This is a genomic window from Bacteroidia bacterium, from assembly GCA_041391665.1.
Lineage (GTDB): Bacteria > Bacteroidota > Bacteroidia > J057 > J057 > JAGQVA01.
On the sequence record JAWKNO010000002.1, the window covers coordinates 912,790 to 931,029 of the forward strand.

An 18,240-nucleotide genomic window follows, 5' to 3' on the forward strand; every position below is an offset into this window, starting at 1 on the left:
AGTATTGGCGAAGGATATCAATTTGTTAAATTTGTAAGACAAAAATATTAAGACATCCTTTTACAGAAGAAAATACGTATAATATTTCATGGACGTCCAAAAAGAGATAAAAGACTTTCTTCAGCGGCACAAAACTGTGGGATGGCTGATTGGCCTGATGGTAGGCGGCTTTATATTGCAGGTACTGTTACTTCTCGTTTTTGCACTGATCGACAATAAACCTGCCTATCAGTCTGTGATGTATGCACTGACTTTGCCGTATTCGCTGAAAACCTGGCTTACCCAACCCTGGAGTATTATTACCTGGCCACTGTTTATGGCAAAAATTGACCCCTTACGCCTGTTGGTCAATGGTTTGATTTTATTCGCTTTTGGAAGAATTCACCAGCAGGTGTTGGGTGAATTGCGCACACGACGCCTGGTCATGTTGTCAGTACCACTGATCGGGCTGTTGACCATTGCGTTCTCGTCTATGTTTACATTCGAAACTACGACAATCCCCACAGGCGTCGATAAGTCTGTGGCAATAGAAATGCAGGCAGACGCGCCTCAAGTGCTGGAAGCCGCGGTTTATTCAGCCGCCATTCACCCCAATCACCTGCATGCTTCGGGTATGATTGCCCTGATTATGGTATTGGTGGTATCCGCCATTACTCTGGTTCCCAATTACCCGATTCAGCTATTTTTGTTTGGGCAGGTGCGGATCGTCTGGGTAGGGGTCATTTTACTGGGTATTGAGCTCATGTGGGCAGGGTTCACTACGCCGTTGGGCATTGCGCTGATCGTGGGTGCCGTACTCGGATATTTGCATGTTTTTTTGCTGAAAAGCGGTACAGATATTACTGAAATTATCTGGTCCTATTATCAGGACAGTAAACCCAAGCCCAAAATGACGGTGAAATACGGCTCTGCCTTCCCTGAAAGTAAGAAGCCCGGTTCCGCTAAGACAGAGCGTAAAAGTGTCATTACCCAGGACATCATCGATGATATTCTCGACAAGATCAACGATAAAGGTTACGACAGCCTGACCCGGGAAGAGAAAGAATTACTATTTAAAGCATCAAGCCAGAAAGAGGATGAAAAAAAAGAATAGAGGTCTTTTTTACCTCTTATTTACAGGCTTGTTCCTCTTTTTTGCGCTGATTACGTTTATGGGCGCAGTTGCGCCATGGGTAAGCGTAAAGATATTTTCGTTTATACAATTAATCCCGGCATTTCTGCCGTTTTTGCTTCCTCTGTTTCTGGTGGCTTTTTTCTATTATTTTAGAAAGTCGGTACGGTGGATGGCGGTTTCCCTGGCAGCCATATTCTGTTGTATCTGGGTAGCAGAAAAAGATGTGGTGTTTCGTAAAAAGAGCACATTGGAAGAAGGGCAATTGACGATTGCCTCTTTCAACGTCGGAACCTTCGACTTTAAACCTGCAAAAATAGACACGGTAGCAGCTCTGATCAGAAGTATGGATCCGGATGTGATTTCCCTTCAGGAATTTCGCAACCACAAACTGGCTGGTAATATTCATTCGCTTGACTATCTGAAAGAAAAACTGGAAATGCCTTTTGCTGCATTTGTACATTTGCCCGTACATATTCATGGGGCGGTTATATTTTCCCGATATCCGATTGTTGCGATCGATACGTTGTTTTTACCTCAAAAAGAGATCAATAGCGGTATCCTGGCAACTGTTGAAACCCCGATAGGGAAGGTGGGTGTAGCAAATATTCATCTCAGTTCTTTTCAGGCTGCCCAAACGCTCGAAGAAAATGAAAAGGTAAAGGATAAGTTTCAGGGCGTATGGGACAGGGTGAAAATCGTTTTGCCACTTCAGCAGGAAAAGGTAAAGATGGTGCTCGAAAAAACCATGGTTTATCCCTATCCGCTGATTATTGCCGGGGATTTTAACTCTCCCCCGCATACCCGTATCGGCAATCAGTTTCGCAGCCGTTTTTCAGATAGTTTTGCAGAAGGAGGAAGTGGAATCGGTTGGACTTATCCATTGGTTGGGCCTTTGGGCTTGCGTATTGATTATCAATACTATACACGCGAGTTGCAGGTTTTAAACCATAAAATTTTCCACTCCCATGTATCAGATCATTACCCGATACAAGCCACTTACCATCTGGTACCATAAAAATTGTATATTTGCGGCACTTATTTATCGATAGCTAAAACGCCCATATAAAGGGCTTGTTTGTATATGGAATCACTGACAGTCTATAACTCAATCACAAGGAAAAAAGAAGTATTCGAACCAATGCAGCCGCCTTTTGTCGGTATGTATGTCTGCGGACCTACCGTGTATGGCAATGCGCACCTGGGGCATGCCCGCTCGGCGATTACTTTTGACACGGTATTCAGATACCTTCAGCATCTTGGCTACAAAGTTCGTTATGTTAGAAACATCACTGATGTAGGGCATCTCGAAAATGACGGGGAAGAAGGGGATAGCAAAGTGGAAAAACAGGCGAGAGTTGAACAACTCGAACCGATGGAGGTCGCACAGCGGTATTATAATTCTTACGTGAATGATATGACCGCGCTTAATCTGCTTCGCCCCAGTATTGAGCCCCGAGCGACCGGGCATATTCCCGAACAAATCGAGGCGATTGAAGAGATTCTCAAAAATGGTTATGCCTATGTGACCAATGGTTCTGTCTATTTCGATGTGGAGGCTTATAATAAAGATTTTCGCTACGGAATTCTTTCAGGTCGTGATCTGGAAAATATGATGGCCGATTCCCGCAGCAACCTGGAAGGCCAGAACGAAAAGAAAAATCCGGCAGATTTTGCCCTCTGGAAAAATGCCAGTCCCTCGCATATTATGCGGTGGAATTCGCCCTGGGGCGTAGGTTTTCCCGGCTGGCATATCGAATGTACGGTCATGAGTACCAAGTATCTGGGGGTAAAATACGATATTCACGGTGGCGGAATGGATTTGATCTTCCCGCACCATGAAGCCGAAATCGCCCAGTCTAATGCATGCAACTGCCAGCTTCCTGAAGAGAAACATGGCGAAGCCCGCTACTGGCTCCACAATAATATGATCACCTACGAAGGGCAGAAGATGGGAAAATCACTGGGGAACGCGATCAGCCTCCATCAGTTTTTTTCGGGTGAACATCCCTTGCTGGAACAGGCCTATTCACCTGCGAATATCCGGTTTTTTATCCTTCAGGCTCACTACCGGAGCACCCTTGACTTTTCAAATCAGGCACTTCAGGCTGCCGATAAGGCACTGAAACGAATGGCCGATTCGATCAAACGGCTGAATGCCATTCAGCCCGATGTCAGAGCTGTTGCGATTAATCCTGAGTTTGAACAGAACCTGGCCTCCTTCGAGGCAGATGTGACGTCATTTATGAATGACGACTTTAATACAGCCAAGGTTATCGCCCGTATGTTTGACACCTTACCGGTTGTCAACCAGCTGTTTAAAGACAAAACCGGAGGGTTTGCCGTAAATCCCGATACTTTTCATCGCTTCCGCACATTTTTCCATACGGTCTTCTCTGACTGGCTGGGACTGAAAGCAGAGTCTGATGAAGGGGGACAGGCCCGCGAAACCATCGATGGGTTGATGAATGTGATCCTTCAGCTCAGAGGACAAGCCCGTAAAGATAAAAACTGGGCAGCTTCTGATCTGATCAGAGATGAGCTTTCTAAAGTGAATATTAAACTGGAGGACACCAAAGAAGGTACCGACTGGTATTATGAACAGTAAAATATCAACAATACGCGCAATATCCCTTCTGCTTCTGGCGGGGGGGATATGCTTTTTTCTTTCCTCCTGCAACGGCGGGACTGGAGAAAAAAATCACAAGGATACTCCGCCTCCGGCCAAAGATATTCCTGTTCCGGTCTTTCAGGCTGAAAATGCCTATGCTGCTATCGAAAAACAACTTTCCTTTGGTCCTCGTGTGCCCAATACTGCCGGCCATGCTGCCTGTGCAGACTGGATCATTTCTCAGTTGGAAGCTGCTGGTGCAAAAGTTATCACACAACCCGCAGTCGTTCAGGCGTTTAACAATACTCCGCTGAATATGATCAATATTATCGGGTCGTTTCAACCGGAAAAACAACGAAGGGTAATGCTGACTGCACACTGGGATACAAGGCCTTTTGCAGATCAGGACAGTGTGAGAAAAGACGAACCCATCCCAGGTGCAAATGACGGTGCCAGTGGCGTTGGGGTTTTGCTTGAAATTGCACGTATCCTCGGGCAGGATTCTACCAATATTGGGGTGGACATTGTCTTCTGGGATGCAGAGGATTATGGAAATTCGGACGTGCCCAATTCCTATTGCCTGGGATCTCAATACTGGACTCAAAACAAACATAAACCCGGCTATACGGCCATGTATGGTATCAACCTCGATATGGTAGGGGCCAAAAATGCTGTATTCTCCAAAGAAGGGCATTCACTTCAATACGCGCCCAATGCAGTAGAGAAAATATGGCGTCAGGCTCATTTACTGGGATTTGGTCAGTATTTCTCCATTCAACGAACCGATCCAATCATCGATGACCATGTATATATAAGCGTCAAGGGGGGAATTGGCACGGTGGATATTATTGATCAACCCGAAGGACGTGGTTTTTTTGAGCATTGGCATACCCATGGAGATAATCTCGACGTGATCTCCAAAGAGACGCTGCAGGCCGTAGGTCAGACGCTGCTGGCTGTGATTTATAAGGAAGAATAGACTCAATGGCCTGCCGATTTTGTGCCTATGTTGTGGCTGTTTATCGTTTGCGGACTCGTGTATTTGCTGCTGCAAGGGTGGATGTTTACCGGTTGGATAAAAACGCCCCGGACAACCCCGCCGGCGGATATCCTGCCTGTCTCAGTCATTATTGCCGCGCACAATGAACTTGAAAACCTGAAGAAATTCCTCCCGTCCGTATTGTCTCTGGATTATGATAATTATGAGGTTGTGGTGGCACTGGACCGTTGTGATGACGGAAGTCTTGAATGGCTTTCCGCATTAAAAAACGACCGGTTAATCCTTGTAGATATCCGTCAAACGCCCACAGGCTGGGCACCCAAAAAATGGGCATTGACAGAAGGAATCCGGACAGCCAGGTACGAACACCTGGTATTTACCGATGCCGATTGTCAGCCCGGCAAATACTGGTTGCTGGAAGTGAATAAACACTTCTCCGGCGAGACCGAACTCATCCTGGGGGTGGGACCCTATTTTTCCTACCCGGGGCTGCTCAACCGGTTTATACAATTTGAGACATTTTACGCGGCGTATCAGTATATCGGTCTGACTGTCAGGGGAATTCCCTATATGGGCGTCGGGAGAAATATCGCCTATACCCGCACTTTTTTTGAGCGAAATGGCGGATTTGAAAAATTTCGAAGCAGGCTTTCCGGAGATGATGATTTATTGGTGAATGCATTCGCCCGAAACACACACACGGCAGTCATGGTTTCCACCCCAAGTCAGGTATTTTCCGAACCCAAACACACTTTTTCTACATGGTTTCGGCAGAAGTTACGGCATGTGAGTGCGTCAGGTGCCTATTCGGTGAAAACAAAACTCATTCTCGGAATATTTCACGTCTCCCATAGTGGATTTTATCTGTTTGGGTTGCTTCTTTGTATGAACAACCTAACAGGTTGGGGATTTTTTTCGTTATATATCATAAGAATTACACTTAGCGGGATATTGTTGGGAAAGATTGCAGACAACATTGGTATGCGACGTATAATCTGGCTATATCCTGTTTTGGATTTTTTGTTTTTTATCTACAATTTATCGGCCGTTCCGATTGGACTAACCAGAAAGCCTTCATGGATTTAACACCCAGAGTCTCCAAAAATACGCAAGAAGACCGCGATCTCGTGGCGGCAGCGAAAAGAGGAGAGCCAAATGCATTCGAGACTTTGCTTAAAAAATACCGGAAATCGGTATATTATATGCTACTTAAGATGGTCAAAAACCCCGATGATGCGGAGGATTTGACGCAGGAAGCTTTTGCTAAAGCTTTTAATTCGATTGAAAAATTCGACTCTAAATTCGCATTCTCTACGTGGCTGTTTCGTATTGCCACCAATAATTGTATCGATTATATCCGAAAGAAAAGAGTACAGACTGTCTCATTCGACTCTCCGGTAGAGGGAGATGATGGCTCCTCCATGCGTTTTGATGTTAAAACTGAAGACCTGGATCCCAACGAAAGCATGCTCAAAGATCAGCGTCGCCGCTACCTCAATATGGCGATCGAACGTTTGCCTGAAAAATACCGGGTGCTGGTAGAATTGCGATATTTTCAGGAGCTTTCTTATGAAGAAGTTGCAGAAGAGTTGCAGATCCCGCTGGGAACTGTGAAGGCACAGCTATTTCGCGCCCGTGAATTGCTCAATCAGGAACTGAAAGATTTGCGTTCCCAAATGTGATGATAATCGTTAATTGTCAATTACTAACAGCTAAAAGCTAAAAGCTAACAGCTAACGGCTAAAAGCTAAAAGCTAACGGCTAACAAGATGATTATATCCGATTAGCTGGATTCCTTTTTCTTTAATATAAGCCTTGACCTTTTCACTGGTGAACAAATCAGTTACGCCCTGGCGGTCGGCAGCTACATTTTCATAACCTATATGGTGGATGGCCCGCAACTCCGCGTCGTCGAGTCCAGGGTGATCCACAAACAGGTAAGTTTTCCCTCTTTCGAGTTTTGCGAGCATATTGAGAAAACTCTGAATTTTTTCTTCTGAAGTTTCCTTTGGGCCCTCGTACCGAACAGAAATCACCCCATAGTCTGCGGGATCAATATCGATTTTATATTCTTTGGCGAGGTTTTTTGCCATAGCTTTTACCTCATCGCTGATGCTGGTACAACCCATATGTGCAGAAACATGGCTGATCTCCGGCAGATATTTCAGCGCCATCTCAATCTGGGCGCGAAGTTCTTTTTCAATATCTTCGATCTTCCATTCATTTTCTTTGATCGACTGGCCGGGATAATTTTTATTGGGGTAAATCATCGGGTAAAAATAGCCGTCGGCATCGGTGATGCTGGGGCAATCTGTCAATGGCCGCCATTTTACATTGTCCCATTCACTGGTGATCGCCAAATGAATGCCGATATCAATCCCTGGGTTTGCCTTTAGCATTTTGACAGCTTCCGGAAACCAGGGAGAGGGTACGATGATTTCTATGGATGATTCGATCCCTTCCTGCCATGATTTCATGAGGGCGAGATTTCCCGAATGGGCGTATCCCATATCATCGCCACGAACGATGAGCCTTGCTGCGGGCTTTTGGGCAGAACATGAGAGGAATATCAGGCAGGTGAGAGTGGTAATGGCGATGTTTTTCATAGATTCATTAATTGCAAAAAGTAGGTTGTATATAGTCTAAACTAAATGAATTCTTTGGAGAAAACCAATTAGACGTGTTGCTTAAATAGTTAACAAATTGTATATTTACAAATACTATATACCCAAGCATGCCAACCATATTCATTCTCAATTCAATCAGAATACTTATTTATTTTGATGATCACATGCCTCCTCACTTCCATGCTGAATATAACGAGCATGAAGAATTAATTGAAATTATGACACTCAAAACTTGCCGTGGTAAGCTCCCTGTTAAGCAGAGAAAACGGGTGATTGAATGGGCAAGTGAAAATCAGGAATTTCTTATTTTGAAATGGAATGAATTCAACCCCAATAAATAAAGTAATGAAAGGTCTGCGCAGCATCCCGAAAATATTGAAAATCAACGAAGTGGATGGGTACAACGTATCTTGTCTGTTTAATAATGGAGAATCACGAGTGATTGATTTTAAAAAGTTTTTCCAAAGCCGGAATAACTTTTCCGAAAGGCATCCCGCATATAAGCTATTAGATGATGTAAAGGAATTTAACCGGATTGAAGTTATGGGTAATACTATCGGTTGGCGGAATACAGGGATCTACGCCAGCGATTTTTCGGGCGAAACAGTATATTACCCCTATGAAGTAGATCCTGTGGTGCTGTTTGAAAATAGTGTGCCTGATGAAAAACAAGATATCCGTATTGGAATGATGGTAAAAGAGGCTAGAAAAGAAGCCGGACTGACTCAGGAAGAACTGGCGAAAAAGAGCGGAACAAGCAAACATTATATTTCCCGGCTTGAAAATCATAAGTCCGACATTGAGTTGTTGACCCTAAAAAAAATTATCGAAGCTGGTTTGGGCAAACGGCTAAGTATTCAGATTATCTGAAAAATAATAATTTCACTATACATGAGTCCAACCCAACCCAGAAAAGAATTCCCCATCATTGCATTCCCTGCTTCGCAGGATTTTGAAGTTTGGCTCGCTGAAAACCATCTTCATTCAGATGGAATCTGGTTGCGGTTTTATAAAAAAAATTCCGGTGTAGAAACGATAGTTTACGCAGAAGCGCTCGATGTGGCCCTCTGTTACGGATGGATTGACAGTCAGACAAACAAATACGACGAACTTTCCTACATCCAGAAATTTACCCCCCGCAGAAAAAGAAGTATGTGGTCGAAACGCAACCTCGAACATATAGAAAGGCTGGAAAAGGAAGGAAGAATACAACCCCAGGGATGGAAAGAAATCGAAGCAGCCAAAGCAGATGGACGCTGGGATCAAGCTTATGATTCTCCCGCCAACATCACAGTCCCCGAAGATTTTATGGCAGAATTGGCCAAAGACTCTGCCGCACTGGCCTTTTTCCAGACGCTCAACAAAACCAATACTTATTACATCGCCTTTCAGCTTCATACTGCCAAAAGGCCAGAAACCCGCGAGCGAAGGATGAAGTCCATTCTGGAAAAACTGGCAAAGGGAGAAAAGTTTTATTGATATTTGGTTACATTAAGGAAAACCTGTTTATGCGTTTCCTGGATAAATTCTCAGACCTGTTGTACAAAAGACAAAAATGGCTGGCTCCCGTAGCAGTTTTTTTGTTGCTATGTGCGATTTCCTTTCGCTTTAACCAGTCAGATACCCAATGGGTTTGGGATGGCTATCCATTTATTGCAATGATTTTGACGCTGGGGGCTATTCTGGCAGCTATGATTTGGATCAGGATTGAAAGCAAAAAAACAGAAATCCGGATAGCCGATCTTAAGGTTAATTTTACCGGACAGACTACCGATAGGGAAGAAAAGATTAATACTTTAAGCGAAAAACAAAAAGAAGTGTTTGAGCTCATTTCTCAGGGAAAGTCCAATAAGGAAATTATGAGTATTCTTTCGATTGAACAAAGCACCCTCAAAACCCATATCAATCAGTTATATAAAAAGCTGGATATCAAAAGCCGCAGGGAGGCCAGACTCATGGGAAAGACGAGGGATTTATCTGTATAAACCCTTTTTCAACCCCGGTCTCAACCTTTTTTCAACCCTGGTTTTCTTTTCGCACCTCTTTGGTAAACGTACATTTGGCTAAACAGATAACTATCTGATTAACCAACAACAATATGCGTAAAAGAAACTTATTCATGAGCACTACCATCATGTGCGGACTCCTCTGCTTTGCTTTTCGGTTTGACAGTGGAGGTGTTTACTGGTTGTGGGCCGATCACAAACCTGTGGCTATCATTTTAGCTATTGCAGCTTTTGGATTGGCCATAGGCTGGTACAAGACCTCCCATCAGCCACAATAAATATGGTGGCAATTATGTGGGGCAGAAAGAATCCTTATTTTTGCCCCATATAATTTACTTTAATCCTGTGAAACAACACATCGCCCAATTTGCCCTCGTCGTAGGAGATTACGACGAAGCGATTACTTTTTACACACAAAAACTCCACTTCGACCTGCTCGAAGATACCCCGTTGAGTGAAACCAAACGCTGGGTGAGAGTGAGACCCAAGGGTTCGGATGGCTGCGGCATCCTGCTGGCAAAAGCCGTAGGCGACGAACAAAAAAGCCGCATCGGCAATCAGACTGGCGGGCGCGTCTTTTTATTTCTTTATACCGATAATTTTGACCGGGACTTTCAGAATCTTCAGGATCAGAATATTACAATCGTCAGGCCACCTTCCGTGGAAGAATACGGCAAAGTCGCAGTTTTTGCAGATTTGTATGGAAATCTGTGGGATTTGATTGAGCCAGTCAAATAGAATCCAGGGCCGAAAGATCTCCCATTCTACGTTATGTATTCTTTTTTCGCCGGGCGTTCATTCTCAGCCCGACAATCACTGCAACCAGCAACAGCACAAACGGCCAGATATTGACCAGAAAAACGAAAAACAGAATCAGGTTTTCCCATCCGTTTTTGAAGCCCTGTGCAAACTTTTTCCCAAAAGATTTGTCCAGCGGAGTCGATTCGTAGAAAGTGAGGGTGAGCGTGGAAAAAGAAACCCTGTTTTCCAGATATTTCATGCGCCCCTCTATGGATTCGATTTCAACGCGCAATTCTCCGCCTTGTTTTTCAATTTCCAGGATTTCTGTTACGGTATTGGCTTTTTTCAGGAGTTCGGCGTATCGCGCTTCCAGCGCTTTTTTCGTCTTCAGGCGGGCTTCTATATCGAGGTATTCCTCTGTGACGTCTTTCACATCAATTTCCTTACTGTCAAACTTTTTGATGCCCGCTGTAGCCTCGCGCAACAGATCATCAAAGTGGCCGGCGGGAATACGAACGACCATCGTGACGGTTGTTCTTCCGGGAGAATTGTAAGCCTGGTCGCTGGAAACATATCCGCCGTATTTATTTACCGCCCTTAAAACCGCGTTTCTGCTGGAGTCAATCGAAGGCGTTTCAAACCCGACCCGACCTTCTGTGATCAGTTTTCGTTCGACCGCGGGTTTTTCCGGCTCAACTGGTTGATCTGTGAGCAATTTTTGCTGTGTGTTTTCCGCGGGAAAACTTTGGTCGTAATCCTGTTTGTCGCAGCCAATAGTTGCCAGGAGAAAAATAAGTGCAAAAAATCTGGTAATTTTTGTCATAGCACTCAAGCTAAGCAATTTTCTATCGAATTGCCCTCCTATAGTAAGTGAATATTTTGCCTAAAGAAAACTTTCTCCTATTGCGCTTCCGGAACATCACCAATCGCTGCCAATACATCCTCGGTTACATCTTTTCCACCTGACAAGTTGGTGTAAATGGAACCTATAGTATAGATCGGTCCCCAGGGAATGCCCCACCAGCCCAGTACAAGACTTAGCAAAGTAAAGCCAAAGCTATACTTCAAAGGCGATTCATCGGCTCTGATAAAATAGATATCGCTACCGCGTTTGAAGGTCATTAAAACAATAGAGATACAATACTGAAAAATGACAAATTTTGCACCTTCGCGCAATTCGCGGTTGATCTCTCCCGTTGTGAGACCTTCAATGTTTTTGATTTGTGGCATTTTGGGAATTATAATAAGTAAGGTAAAACTTTTTTGATATGAAGCTTTAGGACGTGATATCCCCTGAAAAACTAGTCCAAAACCTCGATTTTTGATATGATGTTAAATATTCTGTATTCGCTGATCCTGGGATCAAAAAACTCCTGAGCTATGTAGGATATTCTTACAGATTTTTCCAGCAGATCTTTGTAAGAATCAATGAGTTCTGTATTCGATTCCACAAAAGTAATCCAATAGAATTTGACAGTTTTTCCCGCATCGTCTTTTACAGAAAAAGTGACGAAAAAATCATCTTCTATGGATGTGATTTTTCCAGTTAGGCTGTATATCTGGTTTGTCGGTTCAATTTCCGAATCTTCGGTTTCATCGTCCATGTTTGCCATTTTCACAATGACTGACGGGCAAATCAGGGCCATTTTCATTCCGAGTACTTTCCCCAGTTTTTCTCCGTCTGTTACAATATTATCCAAATCAATATCCAGATCTGATTTGATTTTTTTCTTATAAGGTCCGGCTGCCTGAATCATACAAAAGCCCGCTTCCATATAAAAACTTTCTCTGTCGAGTCCATCGGGAATTTTGTCGACACATTCACAGGATTCTGCGGCAATTTTTTCCAGGTAATCCTGCGCATAACCGTTAATACCGAGAAATATCAAAAGGATACAGGTGAATATTTTCATAAGGAATAAATAATGGGTGGTATTTTGCCGTCTTTTTGGCTATTTGGCTGTGAAGCCAAATATATAATGAAGGGTCTGTTTCTCCAAAACCAGGCAGGAGTATTTTGTAGAAAGCGAATGGATTTTAGGTAAAAATTCACTTTATTGGTTCAGGATGAACCTAACTTTTTATTACCTTAACTCTGATTTTTTGTCCTTTCGTCAGAACTATAACTTACTATTATGAACCGAAGAGAAATTCTTAAACATTTATCTGCCTTTCCCATTGCAGGAGGCATGTTATATGCAGAATCGCTGCACGGAGCACCGGCTGCCGAAAATGCGCTGGTAAATTCGATTCTGGATGCTGAAAATATCTACGAATCCATTGGGGTCGAAACGATCGTCAACTGCCGCGGTACCTTTACCATTCTTGGCGGATCGATCGAAAGACCCGAAGTTCTTGCCGCTATGGAAGCTGCTTCAGGATATTTTGTTCAATACGATGAAATGGCCTATGGTATTGGCCGCCGGCTGGCCGAGCTTACACAGGCAGAATGGGGCATGGTGTCTGCGGGCTGTGCTGCCGGACTTAAACACGTCACCGCTGCCTGCGTAACGGGCGGAAATCCCGAAAAACTTATTCGCATTCCCGACCTTACCGGACTGGAAAAAACCGAGGTCATCATACCCCGTTATTCGCGCAACGTGTATGACCATGCGGTGAGAAATGTTGGGGTTACGGTCATCACTGTAGAAACGCCGGAAGAACTTCGCAATGCCATTTGCTCGCGCACAGCAATGATTTATCTCGTGGCAGGCGGGGAGATGGACAAGGGGCAGCCGCTTTCGCTCGAAGTTATCGCAGAAGCAGCCAAACCGCTCAATATCCCGGTTTTGGTGGATGCCGCTGCTGAAGATCTGACGATCCCCAATGTCCACCTCAAACGCGGTGCAACAATTGTCGCTTACAGTGGCGGAAAGGCCATCTGTGGTCCACAGTGCGCCGGCCTGCTGCTCGGTGACAAAAACCTGCTTATGTCTGCGTGGCAGGCAAGTTCGCCGCACCACGGCCCGGGCAGAGACAACAAAGTGGGAAAAGAAGAAATGCTCGGCATGCTCGCAGCCGTTGAGGCCTGGACTAAACGCGATCACGCCGGAGAATGGAAAACCTGGCTTTCCTGGCTGGGGCAAATATCTGACCGCCTCACAAAAATCGACGGCATCACGGCATCTGTGCAGGAACCTGAAGGTTTGTCCAATCACGCACCAACACTCATTGTATCTTGGGATCCTGAAAAACTCCACATCACCGGCGATGAGGTGGCAGAAGATCTTGCCCGGAAAAAGCCCCGCGTTGCCATTGGAAGCCGTAGCCGGGAAGGAAGTACTTCGATTACCATTACGCCCAGCCAGATGAAAGCGGAGCAGGTAAAACTGGTAGCAGACCGCCTGCATGGTGTGCTGTCTCAAAAACGCAAACCCAAATCTGCAGCGCTGGAAACCCCCACGGTTTCTGTCAGCGGACATTGGGAGGTGGAAATGGAGTTTTTCACCAGCAAGAGTATGCATAAGTTTTTTATTGATCAGGATGGAAACTGGATACAGGGCACGCATCAAAGCGATTTTTCTATGACAGAAATTGTCGGAATGGTGGAAGGCAATAAGGTAAAACTGAGAAGCTCGCACCGCAAACCAGGAGACGGTATTACTTACTGGTTTTCCGGCGAAGTAAAGGATAATGTGATGACAGGCTCTGTATTTTTGGGCGAATACCTTACCGCTAAATTTTCTGCCAAACGGGCTGTCTACAAATCTGAGCGCAGACCTATTGTCATTCCCGGCGGACCACCACTTGCAACCTGATAAAATCATGAAAAATAAAATGAATGCGGGTAATCCGGGGGCTTCGAGTGCCCTCAGCCCCCGGTTTTTTCGAAGCCACTGGTTGTTATTGCTGCTAATACTGATTTTTCCCGTTTTTCTTCAGGCACAGCAGTATGATCTTCTGTTAAAGGGCGGTCATGTAATTGATCCGAAAAACAGTATCAATGCAGTAATGGATGTAGCGATCGCGGATGGGAAAATCGCGGAAGTTGCCTCGGTAATTTCCGCTGATCGGGCAAAAAAGGTAATTGATGTCGGTGGAATGTATGTGACACCGGGCTTGATCGATATGCATGTCCATGTATTTATGGGCAATCAACCGGGCGCATATATCGCCGATGGTGCTACCAGCGTTGCGCCTGACGGCTTTACTTTCCGTTCGGGGGTAACGACTGTGGTGGATGCTGGTTCCTCCGGCTGGCGCAATTTTCGCCTGTTTAAGGCGCAGACCATTGACCTTGCCCAGACACGTGTGCTTGCCCTGCTCAACATTGTAGGGGGAGGTATGGAAGGTCGGTTTGAAGAACAGGATACCGAGGATATGAATCCGGTGATGACCGCTCATATGATTCAAAAGCTCTACCCGGAAATCATCGTCGGAATAAAATCTGCGCATTACTGGGGTGATTTTACTCAGGTTGACAAAGCCGTAGAGGCGGGAAAACTCGCCAATGTGCCGGTTATGGTGGATTTTGGTGAACATGACCCGCCTAATTCGATCGAATCATTATTTATGGAACATCTGCGACCGGGTGATATGTTTACGCATACGTTTTCCTATGGTCCGACCCAACGCGAAACGATCGTGGACGAAGACGGAAAAGTAAAGCCCTTTGTGTTCGCTGCGCAGAAGCGGGGGATTGTTTTTGATGTCGGCCATGGTGGCGGTGCTTTTTCCTGGCGTCAGGCGGTCCCTGCCACCCAGCAAGGATTTAAGGCCAATGTCATCAGTACAGACCTTCATACCCAAAGCATGAATAGCGGAATGAAAGATCTCACGAATGTGCTTTCCAAGTTTATGGCGATGGGGTATACATTGCCGGAAGTCATCGAGCGCGCGACCTGGGCACCTGCCAATGTCATTCACCGCCCTGAACTGGGCCATCTGAGTGTGGGAACAGAGGCAGATGTGGCGGTTTTTACTTTGAGACAGGGCGATTTTGGTTTTGCAGATGTCCGTAGAATCAAATATAAAGGCACTCAAAAACTCGAAACGGAGCTTACCCTTCGCGCAGGGCGCATTGTCTGGGATTTGAATGGGATCAGCATGCCGGTTTATGAGCCGGGAAAAAAACAATAACAATCGTTATGAAAACCAGGTATCATTGGTTGCCGGGGATCATTGTGTGTCTGTTTCCCGTGTGGATTTTTGCTCAACCTGCCGATATCCTTTTGAAAGGCGGGCACGTCTTTGATCCCAAAAACGGGATAGATGCTGTGATGGATGTGGCCATATCCGATGGGAAAATCCAACGGGTGGCATCGGATATCCCGGAAGCCGGTGCAAAAAAGGTGATAGATGTTTCGGGTTTTTGGGTAAGTCCCGGGTTAATCGACATCCACACCCATGTATTTGTAGGCAGTAAATCCGGCCAGTTTGCCGATGGGGTAAACAGTCTGTCTCCCGATGACTTTACGCTGCGCTCGGGGGTTACTACGGTCGTGGATGCCGGTACCTCAGGCTGGCGCAATTTTGCGCAGTTTAAGGCTCAGGTTATCGACCAGTCCAAAACGCGCATCCTCGCGTTTCTGAATATCGCAGGCTCCGGCATGAGTGGCAATCCTACCCAACAGGATGTCGAAGATATGGATGCGGCCAAAACTGCTGCTTCCATTCGGGAATACCCTGAAGTGATTGCCGGCGTCAAAATCGGTCATTATGAAGGGCCTGAATGGACTCCGTTTGACCGGGCTGTTGAAGCAGGACAATTGGCCGGTGTACCTGTTTTTGTGGAGTGCCATCTTCCACAGTATTCACTGGAAGATCAACTGGCGAGAATGCGCCCCGGCGACATGATTACCCATTCCTATGAAAAGGTCTCTGAACGGATGTCAGTCATTGATGATAATGGTCAGGTGCGTCCGTTTGTCATGGAAGCAAAAAACCGGGGGGTGTTATTTGACCTTGGCCATGGTGGCGCCGGCTTCTGGTTTAGTGAGGCAATCCCTGCGCTGCAACAAGGGCTCTGGCCCAATTCTTTTGGCACCGATATGCACCGGTTTAGCGTCAACGCCGGGATGAAAGACCTGCTGAATGTTATGTCCAAATATCTGGCCATGGGCATGCCGCTGGAGGACGTGTTGATTCGTGGCTCCTGGTACCCGGCAAAAGCCCTGAAAAGAGAAGATTTGGGCAATTTGAGTGAAGGTTCTGTGGCAGATATTGCTGTATTGGCGCTGAGGAAAGGGAAATTTGGCTTTACTGACGCTGGCGGCAACCGGATCACCGGAAAGCGAAAGCTGGAAGCAGAACTGACCATCCGGGCCGGGAAAATTGTCTGGGATCTGAATGGAATCTCTGCCCGGGAATTTAAAAAATAGCCTTTTCAAAACTATGAAATATCTTGACTACCCAAAAAAATTTCAATGCGCAACGGTATATAAACTGTTGCTTCTAACCCTATTTTTCCCTTTGATAAATTGCACGCCTGCCGAAAAACTCCCTCCCGGCGATTCTGACAATGGGGGACTTGTTCTCCCAGGTGGTTTTGATGCGCTGGTTGTCGCAGACAGTACTGGAAGTGCCCGCCATTTGACCGTCAATGAAAACGGAGATGTCTATGTCAAACTCAGTTCTTCTGACAGTGTGCGGGGCGGCAATGTCGCACTTCGGGACACAAATCACGACGGCAGGGCCGACATTATTCGCTATTTCGGAGGAATCGGTACCCAAAGAGGCTATTATGGTACAGCCATGACCATCCATAATGGTTATTTGTACTTTAGTTCTGCGCTCGAACTTTTTCGCTACAAGCTGAAGCCTGGACAGTTGATTCCCGACAGCGAACGTGAGGTGGTGCTGACCGATGACCATGAACACGGGGTCCATTGGCATATTACAAAACCGGTATCCTTTGACGATCAGGGATTTATGTATGTGCCTTTTGGTTCTCCCTCCAATGCCTGTCAGGATATTACAGCTACCCCCAATGGCGCTCCCGGTGGGGTGGGGCTGGATCCTTGTCCTGAACTGGAAGAACACGCCGGAATCTGGCGTTTTCCTGCCGGCAAAACCGGGCTTACCCAAAAAGACGGAACCCGGTTTGCTACCGGTATTCGGAGTGTGGTCGCGATGGACTGGAACCCGGCGGACAAAAGTCTGTATATCGTCATGCACGGGCGTGATAATCTTCACAGTTTGTTTCCTCAGTTTTTTACTCCCTGGCAAAGTGCGGTGCTGCCTTCTGAAGAATTTATCAGAATAAAAGAAGGCGGCGACTATGGCTGGCCGTACTGTTTTTATGACCATATGCAGCAAAAGAAAGTGCTGGCTCCTGAGTATGGCGGTGATGGGAAAATAGTAGGGAGATGTGAAGATATGGACTTGCCGGTAATGGGTTTTCCCGGGCACTGGGCGCCCAATGATGTACTGTTTTATCGGGGAAATCAGTTTCCTGAAAGATATCGCAATGGCGCATTTATCGCTTTTCACGGCTCGACCAATCGCGCACCGTACCCCCAATCGGGGTATTTTGTCTGTTTTGTTCCCTTCGAAAATGGGGTTGCTACGGGGGAATGGGAGGTTTTTGCGGATGGGTTTACCGGCGTTGACCCTGTCGTCAATACCCGCGATGCGGCATACCGTCCGATGGGGCTTGCAGTGGGTCCAGATGGCTCGCTGTATATTACTGAGTCCAATAAAGGGAAAATCTGGCGGGTGATGTATAAAGGCGACAGAGAGACATTCGGAGAAAAAGAACTGGCTGGAATGGAGGCGCGCAAAACCCTTTCACACATCCGCGTGCCTGATGAAACTGAAGACAACCTTCAGAAAAATCTGAGTGAAGCGCAGCGCCTCTACAATACATTTTGTGGTACCTGCCACCAGCAAAATGGACTCGGAGCAGCCGGGCGGTTTCCGCCGCTTGGCGGAACCGATTGGGTAACGGGGGACAAAAACCGATTGATCGATATAGTCTTACATGGAAAACAAGGCCCTATGGAGGTGAATGGGGAAAACTATAATGGCGTCATGCCGGGGCATCAGTTTTTGGGAGATGAAGAATTGGCTGTGATATTGACCTATATCAGAGGAAGTTTTGGCAATACTGCCGGAGCAGTTACTTCGGATGAGGTAAAAAAGGCAAGAGGTAGAATTTTCAGACAATAGCATTATATTGCTTGCCATATTTATTATGGTAAGCA

General features: G+C 45.9%; 20 protein-coding genes. 16 read left to right on the top strand and 4 right to left on the bottom strand.

Annotated features, from left to right (window positions below; genetic code table 11):
* Positions 1 to 88 precede the first annotated feature (88 nt).
* The 6 genes from R3D00_15405 to R3D00_15430 all read left to right on the top strand — a co-directional run bounded on the left by R3D00_15405 (position 89) and on the right by R3D00_15430 (position 6,404).
* Positions 89 to 1,093 (top strand): DUF6576 domain-containing protein, encoded by a 1,005-nt coding sequence (locus R3D00_15405; protein ID MEZ4774571.1) that lies wholly within the window; start codon positions 89 to 91, stop codon positions 1,091 to 1,093.
* Positions 1,077 to 2,129 (top strand): endonuclease/exonuclease/phosphatase family protein, encoded by a 1,053-nt coding sequence (locus R3D00_15410; GenBank protein MEZ4774572.1) that lies wholly within the window; start codon positions 1,077 to 1,079, stop codon positions 2,127 to 2,129. The genes R3D00_15405 and R3D00_15410 overlap by 17 nt, the downstream gene beginning before the upstream one ends.
* Positions 2,130 to 2,195: 66 nt before the next feature.
* Positions 2,196 to 3,719, top strand: coding sequence for a cysteine--tRNA ligase (cysS, locus tag R3D00_15415; protein ID MEZ4774573.1), 1,524 nt, complete (start codon positions 2,196 to 2,198; stop codon positions 3,717 to 3,719).
* Positions 3,709 to 4,701 (top strand): M28 family peptidase, encoded by a 993-nt coding sequence (locus R3D00_15420; protein MEZ4774574.1) that lies wholly within the window; start codon positions 3,709 to 3,711, stop codon positions 4,699 to 4,701. Before cysS ends, R3D00_15420 begins: the two co-directional genes overlap by 11 nt.
* 27 nt (positions 4,702 to 4,728) lie before the next feature.
* On the top strand, positions 4,729 to 5,808 hold the full coding sequence (locus R3D00_15425) for a glycosyltransferase (GenBank protein ID MEZ4774575.1): 1,080 nt from the start codon (positions 4,729 to 4,731) through the stop codon (positions 5,806 to 5,808).
* The gene (locus R3D00_15430; GenBank protein ID MEZ4774576.1) at positions 5,799 to 6,404 is read left to right on the top strand and encodes a sigma-70 family RNA polymerase sigma factor; all 606 of its coding nucleotides are present in this window, start codon (positions 5,799 to 5,801) and stop codon (positions 6,402 to 6,404) included. Before R3D00_15425 ends, R3D00_15430 begins: the two co-directional genes overlap by 10 nt.
* Before the next feature lie 72 nt (positions 6,405 to 6,476).
* Here R3D00_15430 and R3D00_15435 read toward each other — a convergent pair whose 3' ends face one another.
* On the bottom strand, positions 6,477 to 7,328 hold the full coding sequence (locus R3D00_15435; protein MEZ4774577.1) for a polysaccharide deacetylase family protein: 852 nt from the start codon (positions 7,326 to 7,328) through the stop codon (positions 6,477 to 6,479).
* Positions 7,329 to 7,456: 128 nt separating this feature from the next.
* Here R3D00_15435 and R3D00_15440 point away from each other — a divergent pair, with 128 nt between their 5' ends.
* From R3D00_15440 to R3D00_15465, 6 genes are all read left to right on the top strand, one after another.
* Positions 7,457 to 7,690, top strand: coding sequence for a DUF4160 domain-containing protein (locus R3D00_15440; GenBank protein ID MEZ4774578.1), 234 nt, complete (start codon positions 7,457 to 7,459; stop codon positions 7,688 to 7,690).
* Entirely contained in the window at positions 7,668 to 8,219 is a 552-nt protein-coding gene (locus R3D00_15445) for a helix-turn-helix transcriptional regulator (GenBank protein ID MEZ4774579.1), read from the top strand. The genes R3D00_15440 and R3D00_15445 overlap by 23 nt, the downstream gene beginning before the upstream one ends.
* Positions 8,220 to 8,240: 21 nt before the next feature.
* Complete coding sequence (locus R3D00_15450) at positions 8,241 to 8,828, top strand: YdeI/OmpD-associated family protein (protein MEZ4774580.1); 588 nt, start codon at positions 8,241 to 8,243, stop codon at positions 8,826 to 8,828.
* A gap of 29 nt (positions 8,829 to 8,857) precedes the next feature.
* On the top strand, positions 8,858 to 9,334 hold the full coding sequence (locus R3D00_15455; protein ID MEZ4774581.1) for a helix-turn-helix transcriptional regulator: 477 nt from the start codon (positions 8,858 to 8,860) through the stop codon (positions 9,332 to 9,334).
* A gap of 113 nt (positions 9,335 to 9,447) precedes the next feature.
* Entirely contained in the window at positions 9,448 to 9,633 is a 186-nt protein-coding gene (locus R3D00_15460; GenBank protein MEZ4774582.1) for a hypothetical protein, read from the top strand.
* 67 nt (positions 9,634 to 9,700) lie between these two features.
* Entirely contained in the window at positions 9,701 to 10,093 is a 393-nt protein-coding gene (locus R3D00_15465; protein MEZ4774583.1) for a VOC family protein, read from the top strand.
* Between the two features lie 31 nt (positions 10,094 to 10,124).
* Here R3D00_15465 and R3D00_15470 read toward each other — a convergent pair whose 3' ends face one another.
* From R3D00_15470 to R3D00_15480, 3 genes are all read right to left on the bottom strand, one after another.
* Complete coding sequence (locus tag R3D00_15470) at positions 10,125 to 10,919, bottom strand: DUF4349 domain-containing protein (GenBank protein MEZ4774584.1); 795 nt, start codon at positions 10,917 to 10,919, stop codon at positions 10,125 to 10,127.
* A 77-nt stretch (positions 10,920 to 10,996) separates the two neighbouring features.
* Positions 10,997 to 11,326, bottom strand: coding sequence for a hypothetical protein (locus R3D00_15475; GenBank protein ID MEZ4774585.1), 330 nt, complete (start codon positions 11,324 to 11,326; stop codon positions 10,997 to 10,999).
* A 71-nt stretch (positions 11,327 to 11,397) separates the two neighbouring features.
* The gene (locus R3D00_15480) at positions 11,398 to 12,009 is read right to left on the bottom strand and encodes a hypothetical protein (GenBank protein MEZ4774586.1); all 612 of its coding nucleotides are present in this window, start codon (positions 12,007 to 12,009) and stop codon (positions 11,398 to 11,400) included.
* Positions 12,010 to 12,231: 222 nt separating this feature from the next.
* On the opposite strand from R3D00_15480, the gene R3D00_15485 reads away from it, so the two are divergent.
* The 4 genes from R3D00_15485 (at position 12,232) to R3D00_15500 (ending at position 18,205) form a co-directional block, all read left to right on the top strand.
* Positions 12,232 to 13,854, top strand: coding sequence for a selenocysteine synthase (locus R3D00_15485; GenBank protein MEZ4774587.1), 1,623 nt, complete (start codon positions 12,232 to 12,234; stop codon positions 13,852 to 13,854).
* A 7-nt stretch (positions 13,855 to 13,861) separates the two neighbouring features.
* Positions 13,862 to 15,175 (top strand): amidohydrolase/deacetylase family metallohydrolase, encoded by a 1,314-nt coding sequence (locus tag R3D00_15490; GenBank protein ID MEZ4774588.1) that lies wholly within the window; start codon positions 13,862 to 13,864, stop codon positions 15,173 to 15,175.
* Positions 15,176 to 15,183: 8 nt separating this feature from the next.
* Positions 15,184 to 16,416 (top strand): amidohydrolase/deacetylase family metallohydrolase, encoded by a 1,233-nt coding sequence (locus tag R3D00_15495; GenBank protein ID MEZ4774589.1) that lies wholly within the window; start codon positions 15,184 to 15,186, stop codon positions 16,414 to 16,416.
* A gap of 91 nt (positions 16,417 to 16,507) precedes the next feature.
* Positions 16,508 to 18,205: a PQQ-dependent sugar dehydrogenase gene (locus tag R3D00_15500; protein ID MEZ4774590.1), complete on the top strand. Its 1,698-nt coding sequence runs from the start codon at positions 16,508 to 16,510 to the stop codon at positions 18,203 to 18,205.
* Positions 18,206 to 18,240 lie beyond the last annotated feature (35 nt).